Source organism: Aeromonas sp. R4-1, assembly GCF_040908325.1.
Lineage (GTDB): Bacteria > Pseudomonadota > Gammaproteobacteria > Enterobacterales > Aeromonadaceae > Aeromonas > Aeromonas veronii.
On sequence record NZ_JBFODM010000025.1, the window covers coordinates 19,223 to 42,050 of the forward strand.

Annotated in this window: 19 protein-coding genes; 11 read left to right on the forward strand and 8 right to left on the reverse strand. The window is 57.6% G+C overall.

Annotated elements, in window-relative coordinates; translation table 11 throughout:
* Positions 1–73: 73 nt before the first annotated feature.
* The 7 genes from AB5Y90_RS03010 to AB5Y90_RS03040 all read right to left on the reverse strand — a co-directional run bounded on the left by AB5Y90_RS03010 (position 74) and on the right by AB5Y90_RS03040 (position 12,039).
* Complete coding sequence (locus tag AB5Y90_RS03010) at positions 74–4,912, reverse strand: NAD-glutamate dehydrogenase (RefSeq protein WP_368166546.1); 4,839 nt, start codon at positions 4,910–4,912, stop codon at positions 74–76.
* A 278-nt stretch (positions 4,913–5,190) separates the two neighbouring features.
* The gene (locus tag AB5Y90_RS03015) at positions 5,191–5,412 is read right to left on the reverse strand and encodes a DUF2835 family protein (protein ID WP_201974254.1); all 222 of its coding nucleotides are present in this window, start codon (positions 5,410–5,412) and stop codon (positions 5,191–5,193) included.
* A gap of 70 nt (positions 5,413–5,482) precedes the next feature.
* Positions 5,483–8,107, reverse strand: a complete 2,625-nt coding sequence (pepN, locus tag AB5Y90_RS03020) for an aminopeptidase N (RefSeq protein WP_307894890.1) — start codon at positions 8,105–8,107, stop codon at positions 5,483–5,485.
* 144 nt (positions 8,108–8,251) lie between these two features.
* Positions 8,252–10,267 (reverse strand): carboxy terminal-processing peptidase, encoded by a 2,016-nt coding sequence (prc, locus tag AB5Y90_RS03025; protein WP_307894891.1) that lies wholly within the window; start codon positions 10,265–10,267, stop codon positions 8,252–8,254.
* An 8-nt stretch (positions 10,268–10,275) separates the two neighbouring features.
* Entirely contained in the window at positions 10,276–10,923 is a 648-nt protein-coding gene (gene proQ, locus AB5Y90_RS03030) for an RNA chaperone ProQ (RefSeq protein WP_368166547.1), read from the reverse strand.
* 102 nt (positions 10,924–11,025) lie between these two features.
* Positions 11,026–11,484 carry a GAF domain-containing protein gene (locus AB5Y90_RS03035; RefSeq protein ID WP_307894893.1) on the reverse strand — a complete coding sequence of 153 codons (459 nt, stop codon included), beginning with the start codon at positions 11,482–11,484 and terminating at the stop codon, positions 11,026–11,028.
* Positions 11,485–11,577: 93 nt separating this feature from the next.
* Entirely contained in the window at positions 11,578–12,039 is a 462-nt protein-coding gene (locus AB5Y90_RS03040) for a hypothetical protein (protein ID WP_005351925.1), read from the reverse strand.
* A gap of 281 nt (positions 12,040–12,320) precedes the next feature.
* Here AB5Y90_RS03040 and ccoN point away from each other — a divergent pair, with 281 nt between their 5' ends.
* From ccoN to ttcA, 11 genes are all read left to right on the forward strand, one after another.
* Entirely contained in the window at positions 12,321–13,745 is a 1,425-nt protein-coding gene (ccoN, locus tag AB5Y90_RS03045) for a cytochrome-c oxidase, cbb3-type subunit I (RefSeq protein WP_005336616.1), read from the forward strand.
* A 16-nt stretch (positions 13,746–13,761) separates the two neighbouring features.
* Positions 13,762–14,376 (forward strand): cytochrome-c oxidase, cbb3-type subunit II, encoded by a 615-nt coding sequence (gene ccoO, locus AB5Y90_RS03050; RefSeq protein ID WP_021230095.1) that lies wholly within the window; start codon positions 13,762–13,764, stop codon positions 14,374–14,376.
* 10 nt (positions 14,377–14,386) lie between these two features.
* Positions 14,387–14,566 (forward strand): CcoQ/FixQ family Cbb3-type cytochrome c oxidase assembly chaperone, encoded by a 180-nt coding sequence (locus tag AB5Y90_RS03055; protein ID WP_005336620.1) that lies wholly within the window; start codon positions 14,387–14,389, stop codon positions 14,564–14,566.
* On the forward strand, positions 14,566–15,549 hold the full coding sequence (gene ccoP / locus AB5Y90_RS03060) for a cytochrome-c oxidase, cbb3-type subunit III (RefSeq protein WP_307894895.1): 984 nt from the start codon (positions 14,566–14,568) through the stop codon (positions 15,547–15,549). The genes AB5Y90_RS03055 and ccoP overlap by 1 nt, the downstream gene beginning before the upstream one ends.
* 140 nt (positions 15,550–15,689) lie before the next feature.
* Positions 15,690–16,190, forward strand: coding sequence for a FixH family protein (locus AB5Y90_RS03065; RefSeq protein ID WP_005345427.1), 501 nt, complete (start codon positions 15,690–15,692; stop codon positions 16,188–16,190).
* An 86-nt stretch (positions 16,191–16,276) separates the two neighbouring features.
* Entirely contained in the window at positions 16,277–18,661 is a 2,385-nt protein-coding gene (locus AB5Y90_RS03070; protein ID WP_368166548.1) for a heavy metal translocating P-type ATPase, read from the forward strand.
* Between the two features lie 138 nt (positions 18,662–18,799).
* Complete coding sequence (gene ccoS / locus AB5Y90_RS03075) at positions 18,800–18,988, forward strand: cbb3-type cytochrome oxidase assembly protein CcoS (protein ID WP_033138318.1); 189 nt, start codon at positions 18,800–18,802, stop codon at positions 18,986–18,988.
* Positions 18,972–19,658, forward strand: a complete 687-nt coding sequence (locus tag AB5Y90_RS03080) for a sulfite exporter TauE/SafE family protein (protein ID WP_279502064.1) — start codon at positions 18,972–18,974, stop codon at positions 19,656–19,658. Before ccoS ends, AB5Y90_RS03080 begins: the two co-directional genes overlap by 17 nt.
* A gap of 68 nt (positions 19,659–19,726) precedes the next feature.
* Positions 19,727–20,482 (forward strand): FNR family transcription factor, encoded by a 756-nt coding sequence (locus AB5Y90_RS03085; RefSeq protein WP_005336632.1) that lies wholly within the window; start codon positions 19,727–19,729, stop codon positions 20,480–20,482.
* 151 nt (positions 20,483–20,633) lie between these two features.
* Positions 20,634–21,581: a universal stress protein UspE gene (gene uspE / locus AB5Y90_RS03090; protein WP_005345417.1), complete on the forward strand. Its 948-nt coding sequence runs from the start codon at positions 20,634–20,636 to the stop codon at positions 21,579–21,581.
* Between the two features lie 74 nt (positions 21,582–21,655).
* Positions 21,656–22,564: a tRNA 2-thiocytidine(32) synthetase TtcA gene (gene ttcA / locus AB5Y90_RS03095; RefSeq protein ID WP_005336634.1), complete on the forward strand. Its 909-nt coding sequence runs from the start codon at positions 21,656–21,658 to the stop codon at positions 22,562–22,564.
* A 45-nt stretch (positions 22,565–22,609) separates the two neighbouring features.
* Here the strand turns inward: ttcA and AB5Y90_RS03100 are convergent.
* Positions 22,610–22,828 (reverse strand): integrase core domain-containing protein (locus AB5Y90_RS03100; protein ID WP_368166549.1); only part of this gene is annotated, 219 nt, incomplete at its 5' end.

Here is a 22,828-nt window from a genome sequence, read left to right on the forward strand (position 1 = left end):
GCTCCTTAAAGAAAGCCCCGGCAACTGGCCGGGGCTTTGGGTGTAATGTCGGTGTCATGCCTTAATCTGGCAATTAAAGTGCCCGACAATTCAACTGGAGCAGGTTCAACTCTCGTAAGGCCACCGAGAACTTGGCGAACTCGTGGGTACTGGTGGTCTTGAAGTCGGCCAACATGTGGGTCCAACGGGACAAGAGTTGCTCATGCTCCGAAATCCAGTCGGCCAGTATGGTAGCGCATTCTCCCTGATCTTTGCACCCTTCCAGTACCACAGAAGTGAGACTGCGTTGCTGCCAGTCAAGATCTTCGCGGAAGGAGGCTCGCGCCATCGCCTGCCAGTGGTTGCCGACCGGCTGATGGTTGATCTGGTCGAGGAACCAGTGCAGATCCAGTTTGGCACCGAGGCGATAGTAAACATTGGCGGCACGCAGGATATCGGTCTTGTGCTCTGCGGCAATCTGCGCCAGATCCAGGCTGGAGAAGAGGCTACTCATATGGGCGACCTGACGGGCAATGGCCTCAGGCACCTGTTTCTCCATCCACTTGGCAACAGCCTGACGATGCTCGGCCACTTCGCTCTCATCCATCACCTCGTAAAGGTGCTTCCCTAAGATCTCGAACGCCGGACGGAAGAAGGCGATGTTCTCGCTGATGCTCCAGCTGCGATTGCGGGCGCGCAGGAACCAGCGGGTCGCACGGCGCACGATGCGGCGGCTGTAGAACATCAGCTCGAGCTGAGTCTGGGCATCCACCAAGTTGTCGCACCCTTCGATATCGCGCCACAGCTGGTTCATGCCAAACACTTCGCGGGCCATGGCGAAGCAGCAGGCCACTTCGGCGACCGAGGCACCGGTCTCGTCCTTCATCCGGCTGGCGAAGTTGAGCCCCATGTCATTGACCAGCATGTTGGCCACCCGGGTAGCGATGATCTCGCCGCGTAGCGGGTGATCGGCCAGCTGTGCACCAAACTGCTGCTGTACTTTGGCCGGGAAGCTGGTGACCAGCATGTTGGCGAGGAAGGGCTCGTCGGTCACTTCCGGGCAGTTGAGCTGCTCTTTCAGCACCATCTTGCCGTAAGCCACCAGCACCGCCAGTTCGGGGCGGGTCAGTCCCTGCCCTGCCGCCATCCGTTCGGAGAGCTCCTCATCAGATGGCAGGAACTCGAGCGCACGATCGAGCTTGCCTTCCCGCTCCAGCCCCTGAATAAAGCGCTGTTGCTCTTTCAGTTGTTCAGAGCCGCGGAAGCTGGTGACCGAGATGGACTGGGACTGGCGATAGGCGTTGGTGATCACGATCTGCGCCACGTCGTCGGTCATCTCATACAGCATCTGGTTACGCTGCTTGAGGGTCAGATCCCCTGCCGCCACCAATTGGTTGAGCAGGATCTTGATGTTCACCTCGTTATCGGAGCAATCCACCCCGCCCACGTTGTCGGTAAAATCGGTATTGATGCGACCGCCCTGACTGGCGTACTCCACCCGACCGAGCTGGGTGAAGCCGAGGTTCCCCCCCTCGCCCACGATGCGGGCCCGCAAATCGCGACCATTGACCCGCAATGCGTCATTGCTGCGATCGCCCACTTCCCCATCGCTCTCGCGAGCGCTCTTCACGTAGGTGCCGATGCCGCCGTTCCACAGCAGATCGACATTGAGGCAGAGCAGCGCCTTGATCAGCTCGTTCGGCGCCATGCTGGCCTTGTCGGTGCCGAGCAGGCTCTGCATTTCCGGGCTCAGTTTGATGGACTTGGCCGAGCGCAAGAAGATGCCCCCCCCCTGTGATATCAGCTCGCGGTTGTAGTCATCCCAGCTGGAACCCGGCAGATCGAACAGGCGCTGGCGCTCGACAAAACTCTTGGCCGCATCCGGAGCGGGGTCAACGAAGATGTGCATGTGGTTGAACGCGCCCACCAGCCGGGTGTGCTCAGAGAGCAGCATGCCATTACCGAACACGTCGCCGGCCATGTCCCCTATCCCCACGCAAGTGAAGTCGGTGGTCTGGCAGTTGACGCCAATTTCACGAAAATGCCGTTTGACCGACTCCCAGGCGCCGCGGGCGGTGATACCCATCTTCTTGTGGTCGTAACCGACTGAGCCGCCGGAGGCGAACGCATCGCCGAGCCAGTGACCGTATTCGAGGCTGATCTCGTTGGCGATATCCGAGAAAGTGGCAGTGCCCTTGTCGGCAGCGACCACCAGGTAGTAATCATCCTCATCGTGACGTACCACGGATTTGGGCGGGATCACCTCGCCGCCGATGATGTTGTCAGTCACATCGAGCAGACCGCGAATAAACAGACGATAACAGGCCTTGCCCTCCTCCTGGATGACGGCACGGGGCGCCCCCACCGGCATCTGTTTGCAGTAGAAGCCGCCCTTGGCCCCCACCGGCACAATGACGGTGTTCTTCACCTGCTGGGCTTTCACCAGACCCAGCACTTCGGTGCGGAAGTCCTCTTTGCGATCGGACCAGCGCAGACCACCACGAGCCACTTTGCCCCAGCGCAGATGCACCCCTTCCACTCGCGGCGAATAGACGAAGATCTCGAATTTCGGCAACGGCAGCGGCATGTCGGTGATGCTGTACGGTGCCAGTTTGAAGGAGATGTAGGGCTTGATGTTGCCCGCCCTGTCCAGCTGGTAGTAGTTGGTGCGCAGGGTAGCGTCGATCATCTCCACATAGCGGCGGATGATGCGATCGTCATCCAGGTTGGCCACCTGATCCAGCTTGGCGGCAAGCTCCTCGTGCAGTCTGGCCCCGGTTTCCGCATCGCGGGTCATGGCCGGATTGAGACGCTGCTCGAACAGTCCAAACAGCAGGCCAGCGATATCGGGATAGCGGGTCAGGGTCTCTTCGATATAGGACTGGCTGAAGGAGACGCCGGTCTGGCGCATATATTTTGCATAGGCGCGCAGCACCGAGACCTGACGGCCAGTGAGACCCGCCCCCAATACCAGCCGGTTGAAGCCATCATCTTCCAACTGCTTGTTCCAGATGGCGGCAAACGCCTGCTGGAAGCGCTGTTGGCTCTGGGCAAGATCAAAGGGCTGCTCGCCGTGCAGCAACATGGAGAAGTCGAGGATCCAGAACAGATCGCCACCCGGAGTGCGTACCTGATACGGGGTCTCACCGATCACCCGCAGTCCCATGTTTTCCAGCATCGGCAACACATCGGAGAGGTGAATGGGTTCGGTGCGATGGAACAGCTTGAGCCGTACCCGACGATCGTTCTCCTCCTCCTGCGCGCGGTAGAACAGCATACCCAGCGGCTCGGCTTCGCTCAGGTTATCGAGCGCCATGATGTCGGCCACGGCAGAGCCAGGCAGCACATCTTCCTTGTAAGCACGGGGGAAGGCGGTACTGAAACGGCGGCGCAGCTCGTTGCCACGGGCCTCGCCATAATGGGAGAGCAGCACGGAGTCGAGTCTGTCGTCCCAGCTGCGAGCCGCTTCAATCAGGTTGTTCTGTACTTCGTTCACATCCACATCCACGTTGTTGTTGTTGACCCGCACTATGTAGTGGGTCCGCGCCAGCACGCCTTCGGTGAAGTAGACGTTGAATTCCACCTCTTCGTTGCTGCCAAAATACTTCTGCAATATTTGCTGGGTCTTGATCCGCAGCGCCGTGTTGTAGCGCTCCTTGGTGACATAGACCATGCAGGAGAAGAAGCGACCATAGACATCCCGGCGCACGAACAGCCGCAGCATGTCTCGCTCCTGCATCTCCAGCACCCCAAGGCCGGTAGCCAACAACTCCTCTTCGCGGGCCTGGATCAGCTCGTCACGGGGATAGGTTTCCAATACGTTCAGCAGCGCCTTGTAGGCGTGGGAGCCCTTCTCATGACCGGAGGCCGCCATGATGCGTTCGAGACGATGGCTGATGAGCGGGATCTGGGTCGCGCTGGTGTTGTAGATGGAAGATGCGTAGAGACCTATGAAGCGATCTTCCCCGATCACCTTGCCATGCTCGTCAAAGCGCTTGATGCCGATGTAATCCACATAAGCCGGACGGTGCACCCGGGACTTGCTGTTGGATTTGGTGAGGATCAGCAGGTCAGAACTCAGAGCGGCATGACGGGCGCTGGCAGGCATGTTGCCAAGGCGCTGGCCCACCTCCTTGATGGAGTTCTTCATCAGCCCCAGACTGGAGCTCGCCTGCGGCAGGATCTCGTGATCCCCCTCCACTGCCTTGACGTCGTAACGGCGATACCCCATCAGGGTGAAGTTGTGGGCAGCCACCCATTTGAGGAAGGCAACGCAGGAGGCCACCTCCTCCTTGCTGACCGGGTGCTTGCGCTTGGGCAGTTCGTCAATGATCTCATTGAGCTTGGCCAGCATGGGCTGCCAGTCGCCGACTGCCAGCGCCACTTCCCCGGCCACCGAGTTGAGCTCGGTAGCCAGCGCGGCCATCTGCTCCTCGCTGGTGAGGTGATCGATCTCGATAAGGAACGCCGTTTCAACCGAGGTCTGCCCGTCGGTGTTGTCGAGCTCCAGAATGGCGTCAATCTTGTCATCCGCTCCACGAATGAGGTGCAGCGGTTGGTGCAGCATCATGTGGGCGGTGATATTGAGCCGTTTAAGCGCCATCCGGATGGAGTCCACCAGGAAGGGGGAGTCCTGCAGGATCACCTCGACGATGGTATGGGGCGATTGCCAGCCGTGACGGGTCAGCTCGGGATTGTTGACCCGGATGTAGGGATCGGTACCGCTGCGCTGATTGAGGGCATTCCACAGGCTCAGGGCCGCGCCGTAGAGATCGCTGTCATTGCGATCGTGCAGGTCGGAACTCGCCATGTTGCCGTAGAACTTGGCAACGAAGCGCTCGACCAGAGAGGCACTGTTTTTGGGCAACTTCTGATGGATCAGGCTGAGAACGTTTTCGAGCAGAACTGAGGTAGGGGCGTCTTTCAATGCCATTTTTATATTCCTTATCGGACGACATTAACCTCCGACGCAGAGGCAACCACCCTGGTTACCCGCTGGTGCAGAGTTGTTGCGAAGTGTAATGGCTTGGATAAGGGAAGGCGAGGAAAGGTGCTAACGAGATGTTAAAAACAAGGTGCAGATCACGGCTTAAACTGTGAGAAATTTTGTAAAAAACCAAAAATACAGAAATTCACACTACCTTTGTGCCAGTTTACCGGATAGATAGTGACGCAAAGCAGATAAACAGTCGGCAATCTGTTCGATTTTTGTTAATTTATGCGTTCGAGGCTGATAAAGCGGTAATCGTCATGGGTTTTCAGCCGAAAATAGCCATGCACACCATTGATGGCGACATAGGGCCGTATTTTTTCTATGCCAAGCTCCAGGGTCAATCCCTGTTCGCTGCGCACCACCAGCCGTCTGGCATGGCCCTGATACATCAGCATCACCTCATCACTGCTCAATGAGAGCCGAAAAGTAAACTGCTTCACGCTTGCTCCTGATCACACGACAAATCACACAATGGGGGCAGGCGCATTCACGCCCCTGCCCCGTCGACAGTTACTGCTGCAGCGCCTTGCTGACCTTCTCGAACAGATCCCGTGCCAGCCCCTCAAGGTTGGCAAGACGGGTCAGCTCGGCGCGGATCAGGGCCTTGCGCGCCTTATCCAGTCGCTTGAACTGGATAAGCGGAGTGATGAGACGGGAGGCCACCTGCGGATTCACCTCGTTGAGCTCGATCAGCAGATCGGTCAGGAAGCGGTAACCGCAGCCATCCACCGCATGGAACTGCACCTGATTGCTCATGGCGAAACTGCCGATCAGCGCCCGCAGCCGGTTCGGATTGCGAATGCTGAAAGTGGGGTGATTCATCGCCTGTTTCACTTCGCTCAGTACATCGGCAGCCGGTTTGCTGCCAATCAGCCGCAGCCAGTTGTCCAGCACCAGTCCATCCTTGGCCCACTTGCCTTCAAAATCGGCCAACAGCGCGGCACGGCATGGCAACAGATAGCCGTTGGCCACCTGCAGCGCCGCCAGGGTGTCGGTCATGTTGTCGGCAGTTGCATACTGCTCGCGCACCAGCGCATCGGCATGCTCCGCATCCAGTGCCGCCAGATAGCCGAGCACTACCCCTTTGAGGGCCCGCTTGGCCATGTCGGCATGCACCACCTGATAACCGTTCAGACGCAGACTCTGATAGGTTGCCGCCAAGCGCGCGCCAAAGGCCTCGGCAAGACGGGTATGGATCGCGTCGCGCACCTGATGGATGGCATCGATATCGGCCACCTCGAACAGCTCGGCCAGGGTCGCCTCACCGGGCAGCGCCAGGATCTCCGCCTTGAGGGCAAAATCGAGATCGCTGTCGTCCAGAATGGCGACGAAGGCGGCCAACAGGGTTTGGGAGAGCTCAACCCCCTGCCCATGCTGGACCCGTGCCACCCCATCGATGACCGCTTTGTTGATCAGCATCTGGGCCGCATCCCAGCGGGCAAACTCGTTGCGGGCAAAGCGCATCAGAAAGGCGAGCGCTTCGTCGCTGTAGTCATAGTGCAGCTTGACCGGCGCGGAGAAGTCCCGCAGCAGAGAAGGAACTGGTTTGACGGGCACTTGATCGAATTCGAAGGTCTGCTCCGCTTCCAGCACATCGAGCACGTTGCCGATGGCCTTGCCCTGATACTGCAGCGCAATGACGGCACCCTGCTCGTCATAAAGCTCGATGTCGAGGGGAATATGCAGCGGCAGCTTTTGCGGTTGATCCTGAGTCGGCGGGGTGTGCTGGCTCACATGAAGGCGATAGATACCGCTGGCGGCATCATACTCGTCGGTCATGGTCAGCTCGGGGGTGCCGGACTGACTGTACCAGCGGCGGAAACGACCGAGATCGACACCGGACGCATCCTCCATCGCCTGCACGAAATCATCGCAGGTGGCGGCCGAGCCGTCGTGACGCTCGAAGTAGAGACGCATACCAGCCTGGAAGGCATCTTCCCCCAGCAGGGTGTGCATCATGCGGATCACTTCCGACCCCTTCTCATAGACGGTGAGGGTGTAGAAGTTGTTCATCTCGATCACCACATCCGGGCGGATCGGGTGTGCCATGGGGCCGGCATCTTCGGCAAACTGCGGGCCACGCACGGTACGCACGTTGTTGATGCGGTTGACGCCACGGGAGCCCAGATCGGAGGAGAACTCCTGATCCCGGAACACTGTCAGCCCCTCTTTCAGGCTGAGCTGGAACCAGTCACGACAGGTGACGCGGTTGCCGGTCCAGTTGTGGAAATATTCGTGACCGATCACCCGTTCGATACCGTGGTAGTCGCCATCGGTAGCGGTGGCCGGATTGGCCAGCACGAACTTGGAGTTGAAGATGTTGAGCCCCTTGTTCTCCATGGCGCCCATGTTGAAGAAGTCCACCGCGACGATCATGTAGATGTCGAGATCATACTCGAGGCCGAAACGCTGCTCGTCCCAACGCATGGAGTTGATGAGGCTCTCCATGGCAAAACCGGCGCGATCGAGGTTGCCCTTGTCGACGAAGATCTCGAGGGCAACCTTGCGGCCGCTCTTGGTGGTGTAGTGGCTGCGCTCCACATCGAAATCACCGGCCACCAGGGCAAACAGGTAGCTCGGTTTGGGGAAAGGATCCTGCCACTGTACGAAATGACGGCCGCCATCGAGATCACCGCTATCGACCTTGTTGCCATTGGAGAGCAGGAAGGGGAACTGGGCTTTGTCGGCGGTAATACGGGTGCTGTAGCGCGCCAGAATGTCGGGGCGGTCCAGATAATAGGTAATGCGGCGAAAGCCTTCGGCTTCGCACTGGGTGCAGTAGGCATCACCTGATTTGTAAAGCCCTTCCAGCGCGGTGTTGGCAGCCGGATCCAGCAGGGTGACGATGGTCAGTACACATTCGGCTGGCAGGTTGAACAGGGTCAGACTGCTCTCGCCTTGCTCGTAGTGGTCACAGGGAATGCCATCAATGGCAACGCTCTTGAGGGTCAGCTGCTCACCATCGAGGACGAGCGGCGCATTGTGCTCGCCGTTGCGACGAATGCGGGTGATGGCGGTGACCTGGGTCAGCGGCTCCTGCAGTTGGAAATCGAGGTCGATGGTGTCGATCCAGTAGAGCGGCGCCTGATAATCCTGGCGATATTTGGCCGTCATGGCCTGGGAGTGATCTGTCATTATTGTCTGCTTCCACGCTTGTTAAAGGCGAGAAAGAGGCTGTCACAACCAACTGGCGGGGTCAAACAATTTGCATTACGTCAGATACGCCAGACAAAAAGAAAGGACGACCGAAGTCGCCCTTGTGCATTGGAGGTCGCTTTGTCAGCTGCGTTTGCTGACCTTGGCCAGATCTGCCGTGATATTGGCCGCTTCGATGAGATACTCATCGGGCGCTTCAAAATCAGCGGGCAGTTCATCCAGACTCTTCACCGCCGGCTTGCCAAGACGTGCCAGACGCTCGTTGGTACGTTTGAGCGCTTTCTCATCCTGTTTCGCCTGCTCTGCAACACGCTCCGCCTCGTTGAGGGAGACCGACTTATTGTCTTTCTCCTCCTTGTAGTCGGCGATGTCCTGCATCACATAGGCAAACTCGGGATCCTTGGCGATTCGGGCATCGTGCGCCGCCTGCAACTTGGGCAGTACGCTGGCGAAGTTGCCGAGTTTCTCGTAGTTGGCGGAGGCAATCTTGTCCCACGGCAACGCATTGAACTCACGGCTTTCTCCCGTCTCTTCCGGAGCAACCGGTGTCGGGAAGCTGATATCCGGCGCAACGCCCTTGTTCTGGGTGCTGCCACCGTCGATCCGGTAGAACTTGGCGATGGTGTACTGCACGTGACCCAGCGGCTGCTCGTAGAAGTCATAGACCTTGGCCAGGCTGCGATGCTGCTGCACCGTCCCCTTGCCGAACGAGTTTTCACCCAGGATCAGGGCACGGCCATAATCCTGCATGGCGGCAGCGAAGATCTCGGAGGCCGAGGCACTGTAGCGGTCGATCATCACCGACATCGGGCCGCCGTAGTAGACGTTGCCATCGTCATCGCCATTGACCGTGATACGGCCCATGTGATCACGAATTTGCACCACGGGACCGCTGGCAAAGAAGAGACCGCTCAGGGCGGAAGCTTCGGTCAGGGCGCCGCCGCCGTTACCGCGCAGATCAATGATCAAGCCATCGATCTTCTTCTTGTTCAGGCTGGAGAGCTCCTTGATCACGTCGTCATGCAGATTGACGTAAAAACTCGGGATCTCGATGACACCAATCTTCTTGCCTTCGGCGTTAATCACCTTGGACTTGGCAGCCCGGTCTTCAAGGCGCACCTTGTCGCGGGTCAGCTCGATCTGCTCGGTTTTGGCAGTTGCGCCCTTGCCGCGCTGGATCTCCAGCTTGACCTTGCTCCCCTTGGGCCCCTTGATGAGCTCGACCACGTCATCAAGACGCCAGCCGATCACATCGACAATCTTGCCATCTTCCTGCCCTACCCCGGTGATCTTGTCATCGGGTTTGAGGTGGTTCGATTTGGCTGCCGGGCCACCGGGCACCAGAGAACGGATGACGGTAAAGTCATCTTCCGCCTGCAACACGGCACCGATCCCCTCCAACGAGAGGTTCATCTCGGTGTTGAAACGATCGGCACTGCGCGGTGAGAGGTAACTGGTGTGCGGTTCGATGGCGCGAGCGAAGGAGTTCATGAAGAGCTGGAAGACATCTTCACTCTCGGTCTGGGACATCCGCTTGATGGCGTTGTTGTAACGCTTGCCAAGCAGCTCCTTGATCTCGGGCCACTCCTTGCCGCTGAGCTTGAGGCTCAGGGCATCGAACTTGACCCGCTGACGCCACAGCTCGTTGAGCTCTGCTTCATCTTTGGGCCAAGCCGCCCCTTCCCGATCAAACACATAGTTGTCGGTCTGGGTAAAATCGAAAGGAGTATCAAGCAGTTTGAGGGCGTATTCGAACCGCTCATAACGCCGCTGCTGACTCAGGTTGAACATCTCGTAGGCGGGAGCCAGACGGCCTCTTTCGAGGTCGGTGTCAAAACCGTTACGGTACTTTTCAAAACGGCTGATATCAGAGGCCAAAAACAGGTTGCGGCTGTAGTCCAGATTCTCCAGATATTTATCGAAAATCACGGAGGAAAAGGCATCGTCCAGCTTGAACTGTTTGTAGTGCGAGCGGGTAAACAGATTGGTAATTCGCTTGCTGGCCGTAGCATGTTGGCTCTCTTGAGCCAACACAGGCAAATCACTCTCCTTGAGCACCGGCTCGATGGCCTGTGCAAGCCCGGCAAGCGCCAGGCTACAGGCAACGAGGGAAAAACGAATTACGCCATGCTTCAACATTTGTCTCCTTAGAGAACCAAGTGCTCTGATTTGACCCGCACCATCATGCCGGTCTGCAGTTGGACCTGTACATCGTCCTTGGTTACTTCCTTGATGGTTGCCGGAACCGGGAATTTACCCATAACGACGCGCACATCCTGGCCCACTTTCAGCGTAGCGGCATCCACTTTAACCAGCGGAGCGTCAGCGACCGGTGCCTTGGCGGCAGCTTTCGGCTTGGCAGCTACATCAGCTTTCTCGGTTTTCTCGGTTTTGCGCACAGCAGGACGACGGGGCTTCTTGGCCTTCTCATCCTTATCTTTGGTATTGGTACGACGGCTGGCGAATACGCGCTCTTTGCTCTCTTTCAGAGCTTGCTTGGCGTGCTCGATGTGCTCTTCGGTCAGCAGCTCGCCCGGGTTGCCATCCAGATCAACGCGAGCCTGGCCAGCTTTGAGACCGTGCAGGTAGCGCCAGCTGGAGGTGTATTGACGCAGTGCGGAGCGCAGCATGGTCTTGGAGACTCTGGCATCGTCAGCAAGACGCTCGGCCAAATCCTGGAAGATGCCAATCTTGAGCGGCTTGGCCTCTCCTTCAGCAACGAAGCAGGCCGGGAATTTCTCGACCAGGTAGGCAACGATCTCTTTACTGTTCTTCAGCTTCTCAGTGTTTTCCATGTATAACCTTGGCTTTCATATAAACGCACGGGCACGTCCCGAGCACAACAAAGGCCCCATTATAGAGAGCTTGGGGCCTTTTGCGAACCATCTAGCAATGACTTAGAGCATGCTTTCCAAAATTTGCACCGTTTCTTCGAGGCCAATCCGGTCTTGCTGGTCGAAACGGTTAAAAATCGGACTGTCGATATCGAGTACCCCGATGATCTCGCTACCACGGCGAACCGGGATCACGATTTCCGAGTTGCTCGCGCCATCGCAAGCGATGTGACCGTCGAACTGGTGGACATCGTCAATGAGCTGGGTTCTCCCCTCTGCCACTGCGGTACCACACACCCCACGGCCGACCGGGATCCGTACGCAAGCCGGTTTGCCCTGAAATGGCCCCAATACCAGGGTCTCGCCCTGCAACAGATAAAAACCGACCCAGTTGATCTCCTCCAGCTCCTGATTAAGCAGTGCGGAGAGATTGGCCAGATTGGCAATAAGATCGGTTTCCCCCTCCAGCAGCGCCTTGGCCTGCTGGTTGAGGGTGCGATAAAACGGTTGTTTTTCAATCATGATTAAATGAACTTCACTCCCTGATGGTTTGGGGAAGGTAACTCCTGGCCGGGAAATTTCAAATATTTTTTCCACTCCCCACCTCTTGCGCCGTTATTCCCGGGCAACGGAAAGCGCCAATTGCTGGCGTTGACCATTACTCCACTCGATATTTAACAACCAGATCATGACGGGTGATGTACAGCTCCCCACCTGGGTCACCCCCTGCCACTGTCCGTCTATTTCTTCAAAGCTCACCGGAATGGTGCCCATAAACATATCTTTGCCTTCGAGTGTCGCTTTCACCGGTTTGATGGCCGGATCGCCGCCGGTAATAGCGATGGCAAAGTCATGTTCGGCGCGCAGCGGTAATTCCTTGATGGCGACCGTCAGCGGCTTGTCACCAATCAGCGCGCTGCAAGGGGTGTGGGAAAGATCACAAATCTGATCTTTTTTCTGGTCAGCAGAGACGCTGTTATCGGCCGAAAACCAGGTGCGATAGGCCATCAGCGCCAATAACAGCGCCAATACCAGTACGAGGTGCAAAACTTTACGTGCGGTAAGTCTCTCTTTCATCAAAAACAGCCCGATTAAGATGCAATTAAAATAGTTTTTTGTGATCTCGAACAAGGTAAAAAACTGCCATATCGAGACCGGACGGAGCCAAATATATCACTGTTTATACTGTTATTTTACCTGTCACTTCAGTATCATTCCCATGCAGTTTTCATTTAGCCATCTTTTGCTTTTCCTTTCGTTAACAGATGTTAACAACTGGTCGGCGGTGGCTGATGAAGCCAGTCCGGTCCTCCGGATACAAAACCAAACAACAGCAGCATCGGAAGCGGAATATAACGATGAGCCATACAACTAACCATCCTGAGTACAACTACACCGTTGTTCGCCAGTTTACCGTCATGACGATTGTCTGGGGAATTGTCGGCATGTCGGTTGGCGTACTGATCGCAGCCCAGTTGATCTGGCCTGCCCTCAACTTCGAGACCCCGTGGCTGACTTACAGTCGTCTGCGGCCCCTCCATACCAACGCAGTGATCTTCGCCTTCGGCGTCAGTGCACTGATGGCCACCTCCTTCTACGTGGTGCAGCGCACCTGTCAAACCAGACTGTTTGGGGGCCCGCTGGCAACCTTCGTCTTCTGGGGCTGGCAAGCAATCATCCTCTCTGCCGCCATCTCTCTGCCGCTGGGTTACACCTCCGCCAAAGAGTATGCCGAGCTGGAGTGGCCGATTGATATCGCCATCACTGTGGTATGGGTCGCCTATGCCATCGTCTTCTTCGGCACCCTGATGAAGCGCACCACCTCCCACATCTATGTGGCGAACTGGTTCTTCGGCGCCTTCATCATCACCGTTGCGGTGCTGCACATCGTCAACAACATGGAAGTGCCGCTCTCCGGCATGAAGTCCTACTCCATGTACTCCGGCGCCATGGACGCCATGGTACAGTGGTGGTATGGCCACAACGCGGTAGGCTTCCTGCTGACTGCTGGCTTCTTGGGGATGATGTACTACTTCGTGCCCAAACAGGCCGGTCGTCCGGTTTACTCCTATCGCCTCTCCATCGTCCACTTCTGGGCGCTGATCTCCCTCTATATCTGGGCCGGTCCGCACCACCTGCACTACACCGCACTGCCTGACTGGGCACAGTCACTCGGCATGGTAATGTCCCTGATCCTGTTCGTACCTTCCTGGGGCGGCATGATCAACGGCATCATGACCCTCTCCGGTGCCTGGCACAAACTGCGTTATGACCCCATCCTGCGCTTCCTGATCGTTTCTTTGTCTTTCTACGGCATGTCGACCTTCGAAGGCCCGATGATGGCGATCAAAACCGTCAACGCCCTCTCCCACTACACCGACTGGACCGTTGGTCACGTTCACTCCGGTGCGCTGGGCTGGGTTGCCATGGTCTCCATCGGTGCGGTCTATCACCTGATCCCGAACCTGTTCGGCCAGGGCCGGATGTACAGCGTCAAGCTGATCAACGTTCACTTCTGGCTGGCGACCGTGGGCACCGTGCTCTACATCGTTGCCATGTGGATTTCCGGCGTGATGCAGGGCCTGATGTGGCGTGCAGTCAACGAAGACGGCACCCTGACCTACAGCTTCGTTGAAGCGCTGCAGGCATCCTATCCCTTCTATTTCGTGCGCTTCCTGGGTGGCTGCTTCTTCGTCACCGGCATGTTGCTGATGGCTTACAACGCCTATCGCACCATCACTGCGCCCAAAGGTTCTCTGGAACCTGTCGCCCAGCCAGCATGATTGAAGAGGTCAACCCATGAGCAACAATAACCGTCACGAAATATTTGAAAAAAGCGTTCCCATGCTGGTGGTCGGCATCATCTTCGCCATCAGTCTGGGGGGCCTGGTTGAAATCACCCCGCTGTTCTTCCAAAAGCAAACCACCGAGCCGGTGGAGGGCCTCAAGCCCTACACCGCTCTGCAGATGGAAGGACGCGACATCTTCATTCGCGAAGGCTGCACCAACTGCCACAGCCAGATGATCCGTCCGTTCCGTGCCGAAACCGAGCGTTACGGTCACTACTCGGTCGCCGGCGAGAGCGTCTGGGAGCACCCCTTCCTGTGGGGCTCCAAGCGTACTGGTCCGGACTTGGCCCGTGTTGGTGGTCGCTACTCCGACGAGTGGCACAAGGTTCACCTGATCAACCCGCGCGATGTGGTACCGGAATCCAACATGCCCGCCTATCCCTGGCTTGATACCAATGTGCTGACTGGCGAGATGACCGGCAAAAAACTGGCGCTGTTCCGCGATCACTTCGGTGTGCCCTATACCGACGCCGATATTCAGGGTGCTGGCGAAGCCGTCAAGGGCAAAACCGAGCTGGATGCGCTGGTGGCCTATCTGCAATCACTGGGTCATGCCCTGAAATAAGGAGGCGAAAATGGACTACGGCACATTTCGCGGTCTGTATACCTTGCTGTTGATGGCCATCATGATTGGCATCATCGTCTGGGCCTACAGCAAACGCCGCAAGACCTCTTTCGACGAGGCTGCCAATTTGGTTTTTGCCGATGATGAGCAACCCGGTGCTGATAAAAAGAACGCAGGAGCGAAACAATAATGAGCACTCTGTTTAGCATTTTTGTGACTGTCATCAGTCTGGGAACCATCCTCGGCTGCTTCTTGCTGCTGATGTGGTGCCGCAAGGACAAGATGGGTGTTGAAGAAGGCAAATCGATGGGTCACTCCTTCGATGGCATCGAGGAGATCAACAACCCGCTGCCGAAGTGGTGGACTTACATGTTCCTCTTCTTCATCGTCACCGGTCTGGTCTATCTGATCGCCTTCCCGGGGCTTGGCAACTTCAAAGGCCTGCTGGGCTGGCAAAGTTCCAACCAGGACGTGCGTTCGCTGGCTGAGTCCAAGGCTGCAACCGAATCGGCCAAGGCTGAAGGTCGCGCGGTTGAGTATGACCGCGAGGTCGCCAAGGCTGACGAGATCTACGGCGCCAAGTTCCGTGAACTCACCTATGAAGCGGATGGCAAAACCTATCGTGCCATCACCGAGATCGCCAAGGATCCGGAAGCCCTGAAAGTGGGTCAGCGTCTGTTCCTGCAGAACTGCTCCCAGTGTCACGGCTCCGATGCCCGTGGTGGCCGCGGCTTCCCGAACCTGACCGACAGCGAATGGCAATGGGGCGGACAGCCTGATCAAATCAAGACCACCATCATGGGCGGTCGTCAGGGGGTCATGGCTGCCTGGGGTGAAATCCTCGGCAAAGATGGCGTTCAGGAAGTGGCCTCCTATGTGCTGAGCCTCTCCGGTCGCAAGGTCGACCTGGTGGAAGCGAAGAAAGGTGAAGCACGCTTCGCCATCTGCGCTGCCTGCCACGGGGCCGATGCCAAGGGCGGTGTTGCCGTCGGTGCGCCAGATCTGACCAACAACACCTGGCTCTACGGTGGCTCCCGCGAAGTGGTGGTGCAAACCATCACCCACGGTCGTCACGGCGTGATGCCAGCCTGGAAAGACATTCTGGGTGAGGACAAGGTTCACCTGCTGGCCTCCTACGTTTACAGCCTGTCTCATCAACAGTCTGCCAAATAAGGTTCGCCCGTAACGTTGTAACATGTGATAAACACGTGATTACACAGCAAAAAGCCTCGACTCCTCGAGGCTTTTTGTTATCTTGTGTTGCGTAAAAACCATCTTCCACGTTAATCATTCGTTTCATGGCAGTAGCAATCATGACCCAACCTCTATCCAAACCGTGGTATCGCCAATTCTGGCCCTGGTTTATCATCGCCCTCCCCACTGCCGCCGTTGTCGGCAGTATCGCCACCGCCATCATCGCCAGCAAGGATGGGGTCAATCTGGTGGCCGAGGACTATTACAAACAAGGGAAAGAGATCAATCAGGACTTGAGCAAGTTTGACCGCTCCGAAGCGCTCAATATCCGCTTTGGGCTGGAAGTTGACGGCAACGAGCTGACCCTCAAACCCATCAGCGGTGACATTCCTGCCGGGCAAGCTCTCTATCTCTCATTGTTCCACCCGACCCTGGCCGGTCAGGACAGCGAACACATGATCACCGCCGATGCGAGCGGCACCTATCGCCTCCATTTCGACAAGCCGCTGGTCGGCAAGTGGCACATTCGGGTCGATGCCTTCGATCACCAGTGGCGATTGCAAGAGACCGTCCAGCTGCCCACCCTGGCCCCTGTCGAACTCGACCCGAAAGGACGCTAAGCCATGACCGGCTGTTCTCACTGTGGCGAGCCGGTTCTCGCCACCGCCCCTGCTGCTTGCATTCTGCATTCAGGGGGGCATAACGCATGACCCCCTGCTTTCACTGTGGCGAGCCGGTACCCGCCAATAGTGGTTATGCCCTCGAGATAAAGGGGATTGTTCGCCCCATGTGCTGCCCCGGTTGTCAGGCTGTGGCAGAGACCATCATGGAGTGCGGCCTCGCCAGTTACTACGATCACCGCACCGCTCCCGGCACCAAGGGGGATCTGGTGCCCGAGGAGCTGGCCGCCCTCACCCACTACGATCTGGCAGAAGTGCAACAGGATTTTGTCACCGACAGCGGTACCCTTCGCGAAATCCAGCTGACAGTTGAAGGGCTCACCTGCGCCGCCTGTGCCTGGCTTATCGAACGCCACCTGATGACACTGACGGGCCTGCGCTACATCAATGTCAACACCACCACCCACCGGGCCCGCATCAAGTGGGATCCGGAGCTACTCTCCCTGAGTGACATCCTCAAGGGATTTGCCCAGATCGGCTATCGCGCCTATCCGTTCCAGACCCATCAACAGGAGGCGCTCTACGCCAAAGAGGTGCGCAGCTATATGTTCCGGCTGGCACTGGCGGGGCTTGGCTCGATGCAGGTGATGATGTGCGCTGTGGCCCTCTACATGGATCTCTTCATCAGCGTTGAAGATGAGTTCATGGTCTACTTCAAGTGGATAAGCCTGCTGCTCTCCACCCCCATCATGATCTACTCGGCCCAGCCCTTTTACGTGGGTGCCTGGCGCACCCTGAAACAGGGTCACCTGTCGATGGATGTGTCGGTGTCGCTGGCGCTGATCGGGGCTTTTATCGCCTCCATGTGGGCCACCGTGTTCAATACCGGTGAGGTCTATTACGACTCCATCACCATGTTCGTCTTCTTCCTGCTGCTGGGGCGCTTTCTCGAGTTGCGGGCCCGGCGCAAGGCGTCGGAATCAAGCTCCAACCTGGCGCGACTGGTGCCCATCATGGCGACCCGCATCGATGATGAAGGGGAGCATGAGGTAGCGGCCAAGACCTTGCAGGTCGGCGATCGGGTACGGGTGCTTGCTGGCGCCACCTTGCCGGCGGACGGCATCATTGTCGAAGGGCAAGCCAGCCTCAACGAATCCATGCTGACCGGTGAACAGCTGCCCCTGCTCAAACAGCCAGGTGAGCAGGTCTATGCAGGTACCATCAACACGGATGCCCCGCTGCAGATCCGGGTTACCCACCTCATCGAAGAGTCGCGGATCGCCCAGATCATGCGGCTGCAGGATCACGCCCTCGATGACAAACCGGCCATCGCCCAGATGGCGGATCAGCTGTCACGCCACTTTATTCTGGTGCTGCTGATCATTGCCGCTGCGGTCTGGACCTTCTGGCACTTCCATCAACCGGATCAGGCGTTCTGGGTCACTCTCGCCGTGCTGGTTGCCACCTGCCCCTGTGCCCTGTCGCTGGCGACTCCGACGGCGCTGACCTCGGCCACCGCCAATCTGACCCGCAACGGCATTCTGCTGCGCCGTGGTCATGTGCTGGACGTGCTGACCAAGGCCAACCGCATCGTGATGGACAAGACTGGCACGCTCACCACAGGTGAGATCAGTCTGACAGGCACCACCACCTTGGCAGAGATGGACGAGACGCAATGCCTCGCCATCGCCCGGGCCATGGAGGCGCAATCCGAGCACCCCATAGCTCGCGCCTTCCGGCTACCTGCCGACAGTATCAGTGTGCTGCCATCCGCCCGCGAGATCACCCCCGTCATCGGTCACGGCATCACGGCGCTGGTGGATGGCGTACGCTACCGCATCGGCAGTGCCCGCTGGCTTGGGCTGGATCCGGCGCAAGAACGCGGCCGCGGTCTGGCTATCTATCTGGCCGACGAGCAGCAGGTATTGGCCCGCTTCAATCTGGAAGATACCCTGCGCCCCGATGCCAGGGCGCTGATCGCGGCATTCAAGGCCGCCGGTCTGCAAACTACCGTGCTGACTGGCGACAGCTCTTTGCAGGCAGACGAGATTGCCCGCGAGCTGGGAGTGGATGAGCTGGTCAAGGGGGTCTCGCCCGATGGCAAGCTGGCCTACCTCAAGGCCCGGGAAGCCCAAGGGGATATCAGTATCATGGTGGGCGATGGCATCAACGACGCCCCGGTACTGGCTGGCGCTCACGCCTCGTTTGCCATGGCCGGTGGCACCGATCTGGCGAAAAACAGCGCCGATGCCATCCTGCTGGCCGATGACCTGAGCCGACTGCTCGAGGCCAGAGTGCTGGCAATGCGTACCCGCAAGATCATCATCGAGAACTTCGCCTGGTCCATCGGTTACAACCTGCTGGTGTTGCCGCTGGCGGCCTGCGGCTGGCTGCCCCCCTATCTGGCGGCGGCGGGCATGTCGCTCAGTTCACTCATCGTGGTAACCAACTCCATGCGCCTCAACCGATGAGGCTGGTGGCGGAAAATAGCTGAAAATGTGGCCTGCCTCCGATGCAGGCCACATTTCTAATTGATAGCGGCTGGCCCCCTGCCCGAACAGGGTTACCATAGGGGACGCTTGCCAAGGATGAACGCCAAGGTACCTCTCATGAATATAATTTTTGTCCTGATCCCCATCGCTATCCTGTTTGTGATCATCGCCGGGGTCGTCTTCTTCTGGGCCATTCGCTCCGAACAGTTTGAAGATCTCGACCGCCAGGGTTCCAACATCCTGTTTGACGAAGAGCAACCCACCCACAAACCCGCAAAGCCTGCTGACAATGACCCACAACCTTGACCTGGCCGGCGCCCTGCTGGTCGGACTGGCAGGCTCAGCCCACTGTATCGGCATGTGCGGTGGCGTCTCCGCCGCGCTCTCCATGGCGATCCCCGCCAACAAACAGCATTTTTGGGGGCGACTCGCCTATCTGCTCAACTACAACCTCGGCCGGATCCTGAGCTATGTCATTGCAGGTGCACTGGTGGGCGGCCTGCTCGCCACCACCAGTGAGCTGGGCGCTGGCAAACACGCTATTGCCGGCTTGCGTCTCGTGGCAGCGCTATTGATGATTGCGCTTGGTCTCTATCTGGCGGGCTGGTGGCAAGGGATCTTGCTGCTGGAGCGGCTCGGCGCCAGATTTTGGCCACGTATCAAACCGCTGGCGGGCAAATTTATCCCCTTCACCTCACCTGTGCAGGCACTGCCCTTTGGCATGGTGTGGGGTTGGCTCCCCTGCGGGCTGGTCTACTCCATGCTGACCTGGAGCGCAGCGGCGGGTTCGGCCAGTGGCGGGGCGCTCATCATGCTATTTTTTGGCCTCGGCACCCTGCCCACCCTGTTTGCGTTGGGCGGGCTCGCCGATCGCCTGAGATACTGGCTCACCCTGCGCAGTTTGCGCCTTGGCGGTGCCCTGCTGCTCATTTTGTTCGGGGTGCATACCTTCTGGATTGGCATTGCTTCCTTTTGAAACCCTATCCAAAACGGATGAGTTGATGGTAAACTTGTTTGATATAAATCAATTATTCGTATGAGCCTATGATCCCGGAAAAGAAACCTGGCAGACGTATCCAGAGCGGTGGCTGTGCAATTCATTGCCAGGATTGCAGCATCAGTCAGCTCTGTATTCCCTTCACTCTGAACGATAACGAGCTTGATCAGCTGGACAGCATCATCGAGCGCAAGAAGCCGATCCAGAAGGGTGAAGAGCTGTTCAAGGCTGGCGATGAGTTCAAATCGCTCTATGCCATCCGTTCCGGGACCATCAAGTCTTACACCATCACCGAGCAAGGGGATGAGCAGATCACCGCGTTCCACCTCGCTGGCGATCTGGTCGGTTTTGATGCCATCCACAAACAAGCACACCCCTCCTTCGCCCAGGCGCTGGAAACCGCCATGGTGTGCGAGATCCCCTTTGAAGTGCTGGATGATCTCTCCGGCAAGATGCCCAAGCTGCGCCAGCAGATCATGCGTCTGATGAGCAACGAAATCATGGGCGATCAGGAGATGATCCTGCTGCTCTCCAAGAAGAATGCCGAAGAGCGCCTCGCCGCCTTCCTGCACAATCTGTCGGTACGCTTCTCCGAACGCGGCTTCTCCGCCAAGGAGTTCCGTCTATCCATGACCCGTGGTGACATTGGCAACTATCTGGGGCTGACCGTTGAGACCATCAGTCGTCTGCTCGGCCGTTTCCAGAAGTCCGGTCTCATCAGCGTTAAAGGCAAATACATTACCGTACTGGATCAGGTCGCGCTGGGCATGATGGCCGGTGCAACTCGCCCGCCCTGCGGCTGATTTTTCCGCTTACCCTCTCACTTTTTTCCTGCTTTCCCTGCCGGATCCTTTCCTCTGGAATGTGATCCGGTACGTTCCCCATACCCTCCTCCTGCGCTAAGCTGTAATGGCTAAGATTCTACTGTCATTGGACTTTTCCAAGGAGGAGAAGATGGTCAAATATCAGAATATTCTGGTGGTTATCAATCCAGAAGAGGAGCGCCAAATCGCCCTCGAACGGGCAGTCAAAGTCGCCGAGCTGGACGAAAACGCCCATCTGACCCTGCTGCTCACCATCTATGACTTCTCGTATGAAATGACCGCCATGCTCTCGGTGGACGAGCGGCAAGAGATGCGCGACGGCGTCATTTCACAGCGACGTGAGTGGCTGGACGAGATCCTGACCCCCTATCGGGCACAGGGGATCGAGTGCGAAGTGAAAGTGGTCTGGCACAATCGTCCCTTCGAGTGCGTGATCCAGGAGGTGCTGGAGCAGCGCCACGATCTGGTGGTCAAAGCCACTCACCATCACAGCTTCCTGCAAACCTTCATCTTTACCCCCACCGACTGGCACCTGCTGCGCAAATGCCCCTGTCCGGTGCTGCTGGTCAAAGAGGGTCACTGGCAACGGGGCGGCAACATCATCGCCGCCATCAACTGCTCAAGTGACGATCCGGATCAGAAACTGCTCAACGAACGGATCACCCAGGAGGGAAGCGACATCGCCGAGCTGCTGGGCTCCAATCTCTATCTGGTCAACACCTACCCGGGCACCCCGGTCAACGTGGCCATCGAGCTGCCAGAGTTTGATCCCAACGCCTACAACGAAGCTATCCGCAAGCACCACGAAAGCCTGCTGCTAAGCCATGCCGACAAGTTCGGGATCGGTCATCTCTGGACTCGGGTAGCAGAGGGGCTACCGGAAGAGGTGTTGCCGGATATGGCCGAAGAGCTCAAGGCGACCCTGATGATCATGGGCTGCGTCGGCCGTACCGGGCTTTCTGCAGCTTTGCTCGGCAATACCGCCGAACATGTGATTGACCGCCTCTCCTGCGACATCCTGATCCTCAAACCGGCGGACTACAGCTGCCCGGTCGACAGTCGTCGCAATCAATCATAAGGTGCCTGGCACCTTGCCCTCCCCCGGGACATGGCTATAATAACGCGCTTATTTGTGTCCCGGGTTTTACGAGCATGCTAGAAGAGCTGAACGCCAAAGAAAAATACAGTTTTAACAAACTGCAGAAGCGCCTGCGGCGCAACGTGGGTCAGGCCATTGCCGACTTCAACATGATTGAAGAGGGCGACAAGGTCATGGTCTGCCTCTCAGGCGGCAAGGACAGCTTCGGTATGCTCGACATACTGATGAGCCTCAAAGCCAGTGCCCCCATCCATTTCGATCTGGTTGCCGTCAACCTGGATCAGAAGCAGCCTGGTTTCCCCGAGCATGTGCTGCCCGAGTATCTGGATTCCCTCGGCATCGAGTACAAGATCGTCGAGGAAGATACCTACTCCATCGTCAAGGAGAAGGTACCGGAAGGCAAAACCACCTGCTCCCTCTGCTCACGGCTGCGCCGCGGTATTCTCTACCGCACCGCCCAGGAGCTGGGTTGCACCAAGATTGCTCTTGGTCACCACCGCGACGACATCCTCGAGACCCTGTTCCTCAACATGTTCTACGGTGGCAAGCTCAAGTCCATGCCGCCCAAGCTGGTGAGCGACGATGGCAAGAACGTGGTGATCCGCCCGCTAGCCTACTGCAAAGAGAAGGATCTGATCCGCTACGCCGACGTCAAAGCCTTCCCCATCATTCCGTGCAACCTGTGCGGCTCGCAGGAGAACCTGCAGCGTCAGGCCATCAAGCAGATGATGCAGGATTGGGATCGCCGCTTCCCCGGTCGTATCGAAACCATGTTCACCGCCATTCAGGACGTGATCCCGAGCCACCTGCTCGACCACAAGCTGTTTGACTTCAAGAGCATCAATCGCGACTCCGGCATCATAGATGGCGGCGACAAGGCGTTTGATCCGCCCGAGATGCCAAAGGCGCCGCTGCTGGACATCGACGAGATGGACATGCTTGATGTGATTGAAGTGCGCTAAGCCGCTCTCACAAGGCACACGCCACTGTCTAGTCCTGAAATAGGTTTACACATTTTCAACTAGCATTTCTCTACTCAGAACCCCCCTATGTACCGCATCGGGGGTTCTGTATTTCAACGCATGATGCGGCCGCTCCGCGTTGTAAATATCCACCGCTTCACGCACCATCTCCCGCGCTTGCGCCAAATCCTGCGGGCTTTGTAGCAATAACTCTCCTTTCAAAATCCCGTTCACCCGCTCCGCCAACGCATTCTGGTAACAGTC

Coding starts and splice junctions, on each gene's coding strand:
- AB5Y90_RS03010 (WP_368166546.1), bottom strand. CDS start 4,912: ATGGCATTGAAAGACGCCCCTACCTCAGTTCTGCTCGAAAACGTTCTC.
- pepN (WP_307894890.1), bottom strand. CDS start 8,107: ATGACAGATCACTCCCAGGCCATGACGGCCAAATATCGCCAGGATTAT.
- prc (WP_307894891.1), bottom strand. CDS start 10,267: ATGTTGAAGCATGGCGTAATTCGTTTTTCCCTCGTTGCCTGTAGCCTG.
- proQ (WP_368166547.1), bottom strand. CDS start 10,923: ATGGAAAACACTGAGAAGCTGAAGAACAGTAAAGAGATCGTTGCCTAC.
- AB5Y90_RS03035 (WP_307894893.1), bottom strand. CDS start 11,484: ATGATTGAAAAACAACCGTTTTATCGCACCCTCAACCAGCAGGCCAAG.
- AB5Y90_RS03040 (WP_005351925.1), bottom strand. CDS start 12,039: ATGAAAGAGAGACTTACCGCACGTAAAGTTTTGCACCTCGTACTGGTA.
- ccoN (WP_005336616.1), top strand. CDS start 12,321: ATGAGCCATACAACTAACCATCCTGAGTACAACTACACCGTTGTTCGC.
- ccoO (WP_021230095.1), top strand. CDS start 13,762: ATGAGCAACAATAACCGTCACGAAATATTTGAAAAAAGCGTTCCCATG.
- AB5Y90_RS03055 (WP_005336620.1), top strand. CDS start 14,387: ATGGACTACGGCACATTTCGCGGTCTGTATACCTTGCTGTTGATGGCC.
- ccoP (WP_307894895.1), top strand. CDS start 14,566: ATGAGCACTCTGTTTAGCATTTTTGTGACTGTCATCAGTCTGGGAACC.
- AB5Y90_RS03065 (WP_005345427.1), top strand. CDS start 15,690: ATGACCCAACCTCTATCCAAACCGTGGTATCGCCAATTCTGGCCCTGG.
- AB5Y90_RS03070 (WP_368166548.1), top strand. CDS start 16,277: ATGACCCCCTGCTTTCACTGTGGCGAGCCGGTACCCGCCAATAGTGGT.
- ccoS (WP_033138318.1), top strand. CDS start 18,800: ATGAATATAATTTTTGTCCTGATCCCCATCGCTATCCTGTTTGTGATC.
- AB5Y90_RS03080 (WP_279502064.1), top strand. CDS start 18,972: ATGACCCACAACCTTGACCTGGCCGGCGCCCTGCTGGTCGGACTGGCA.
- AB5Y90_RS03085 (WP_005336632.1), top strand. CDS start 19,727: ATGATCCCGGAAAAGAAACCTGGCAGACGTATCCAGAGCGGTGGCTGT.
- uspE (WP_005345417.1), top strand. CDS start 20,634: ATGGTCAAATATCAGAATATTCTGGTGGTTATCAATCCAGAAGAGGAG.
- ttcA (WP_005336634.1), top strand. CDS start 21,656: ATGCTAGAAGAGCTGAACGCCAAAGAAAAATACAGTTTTAACAAACTG.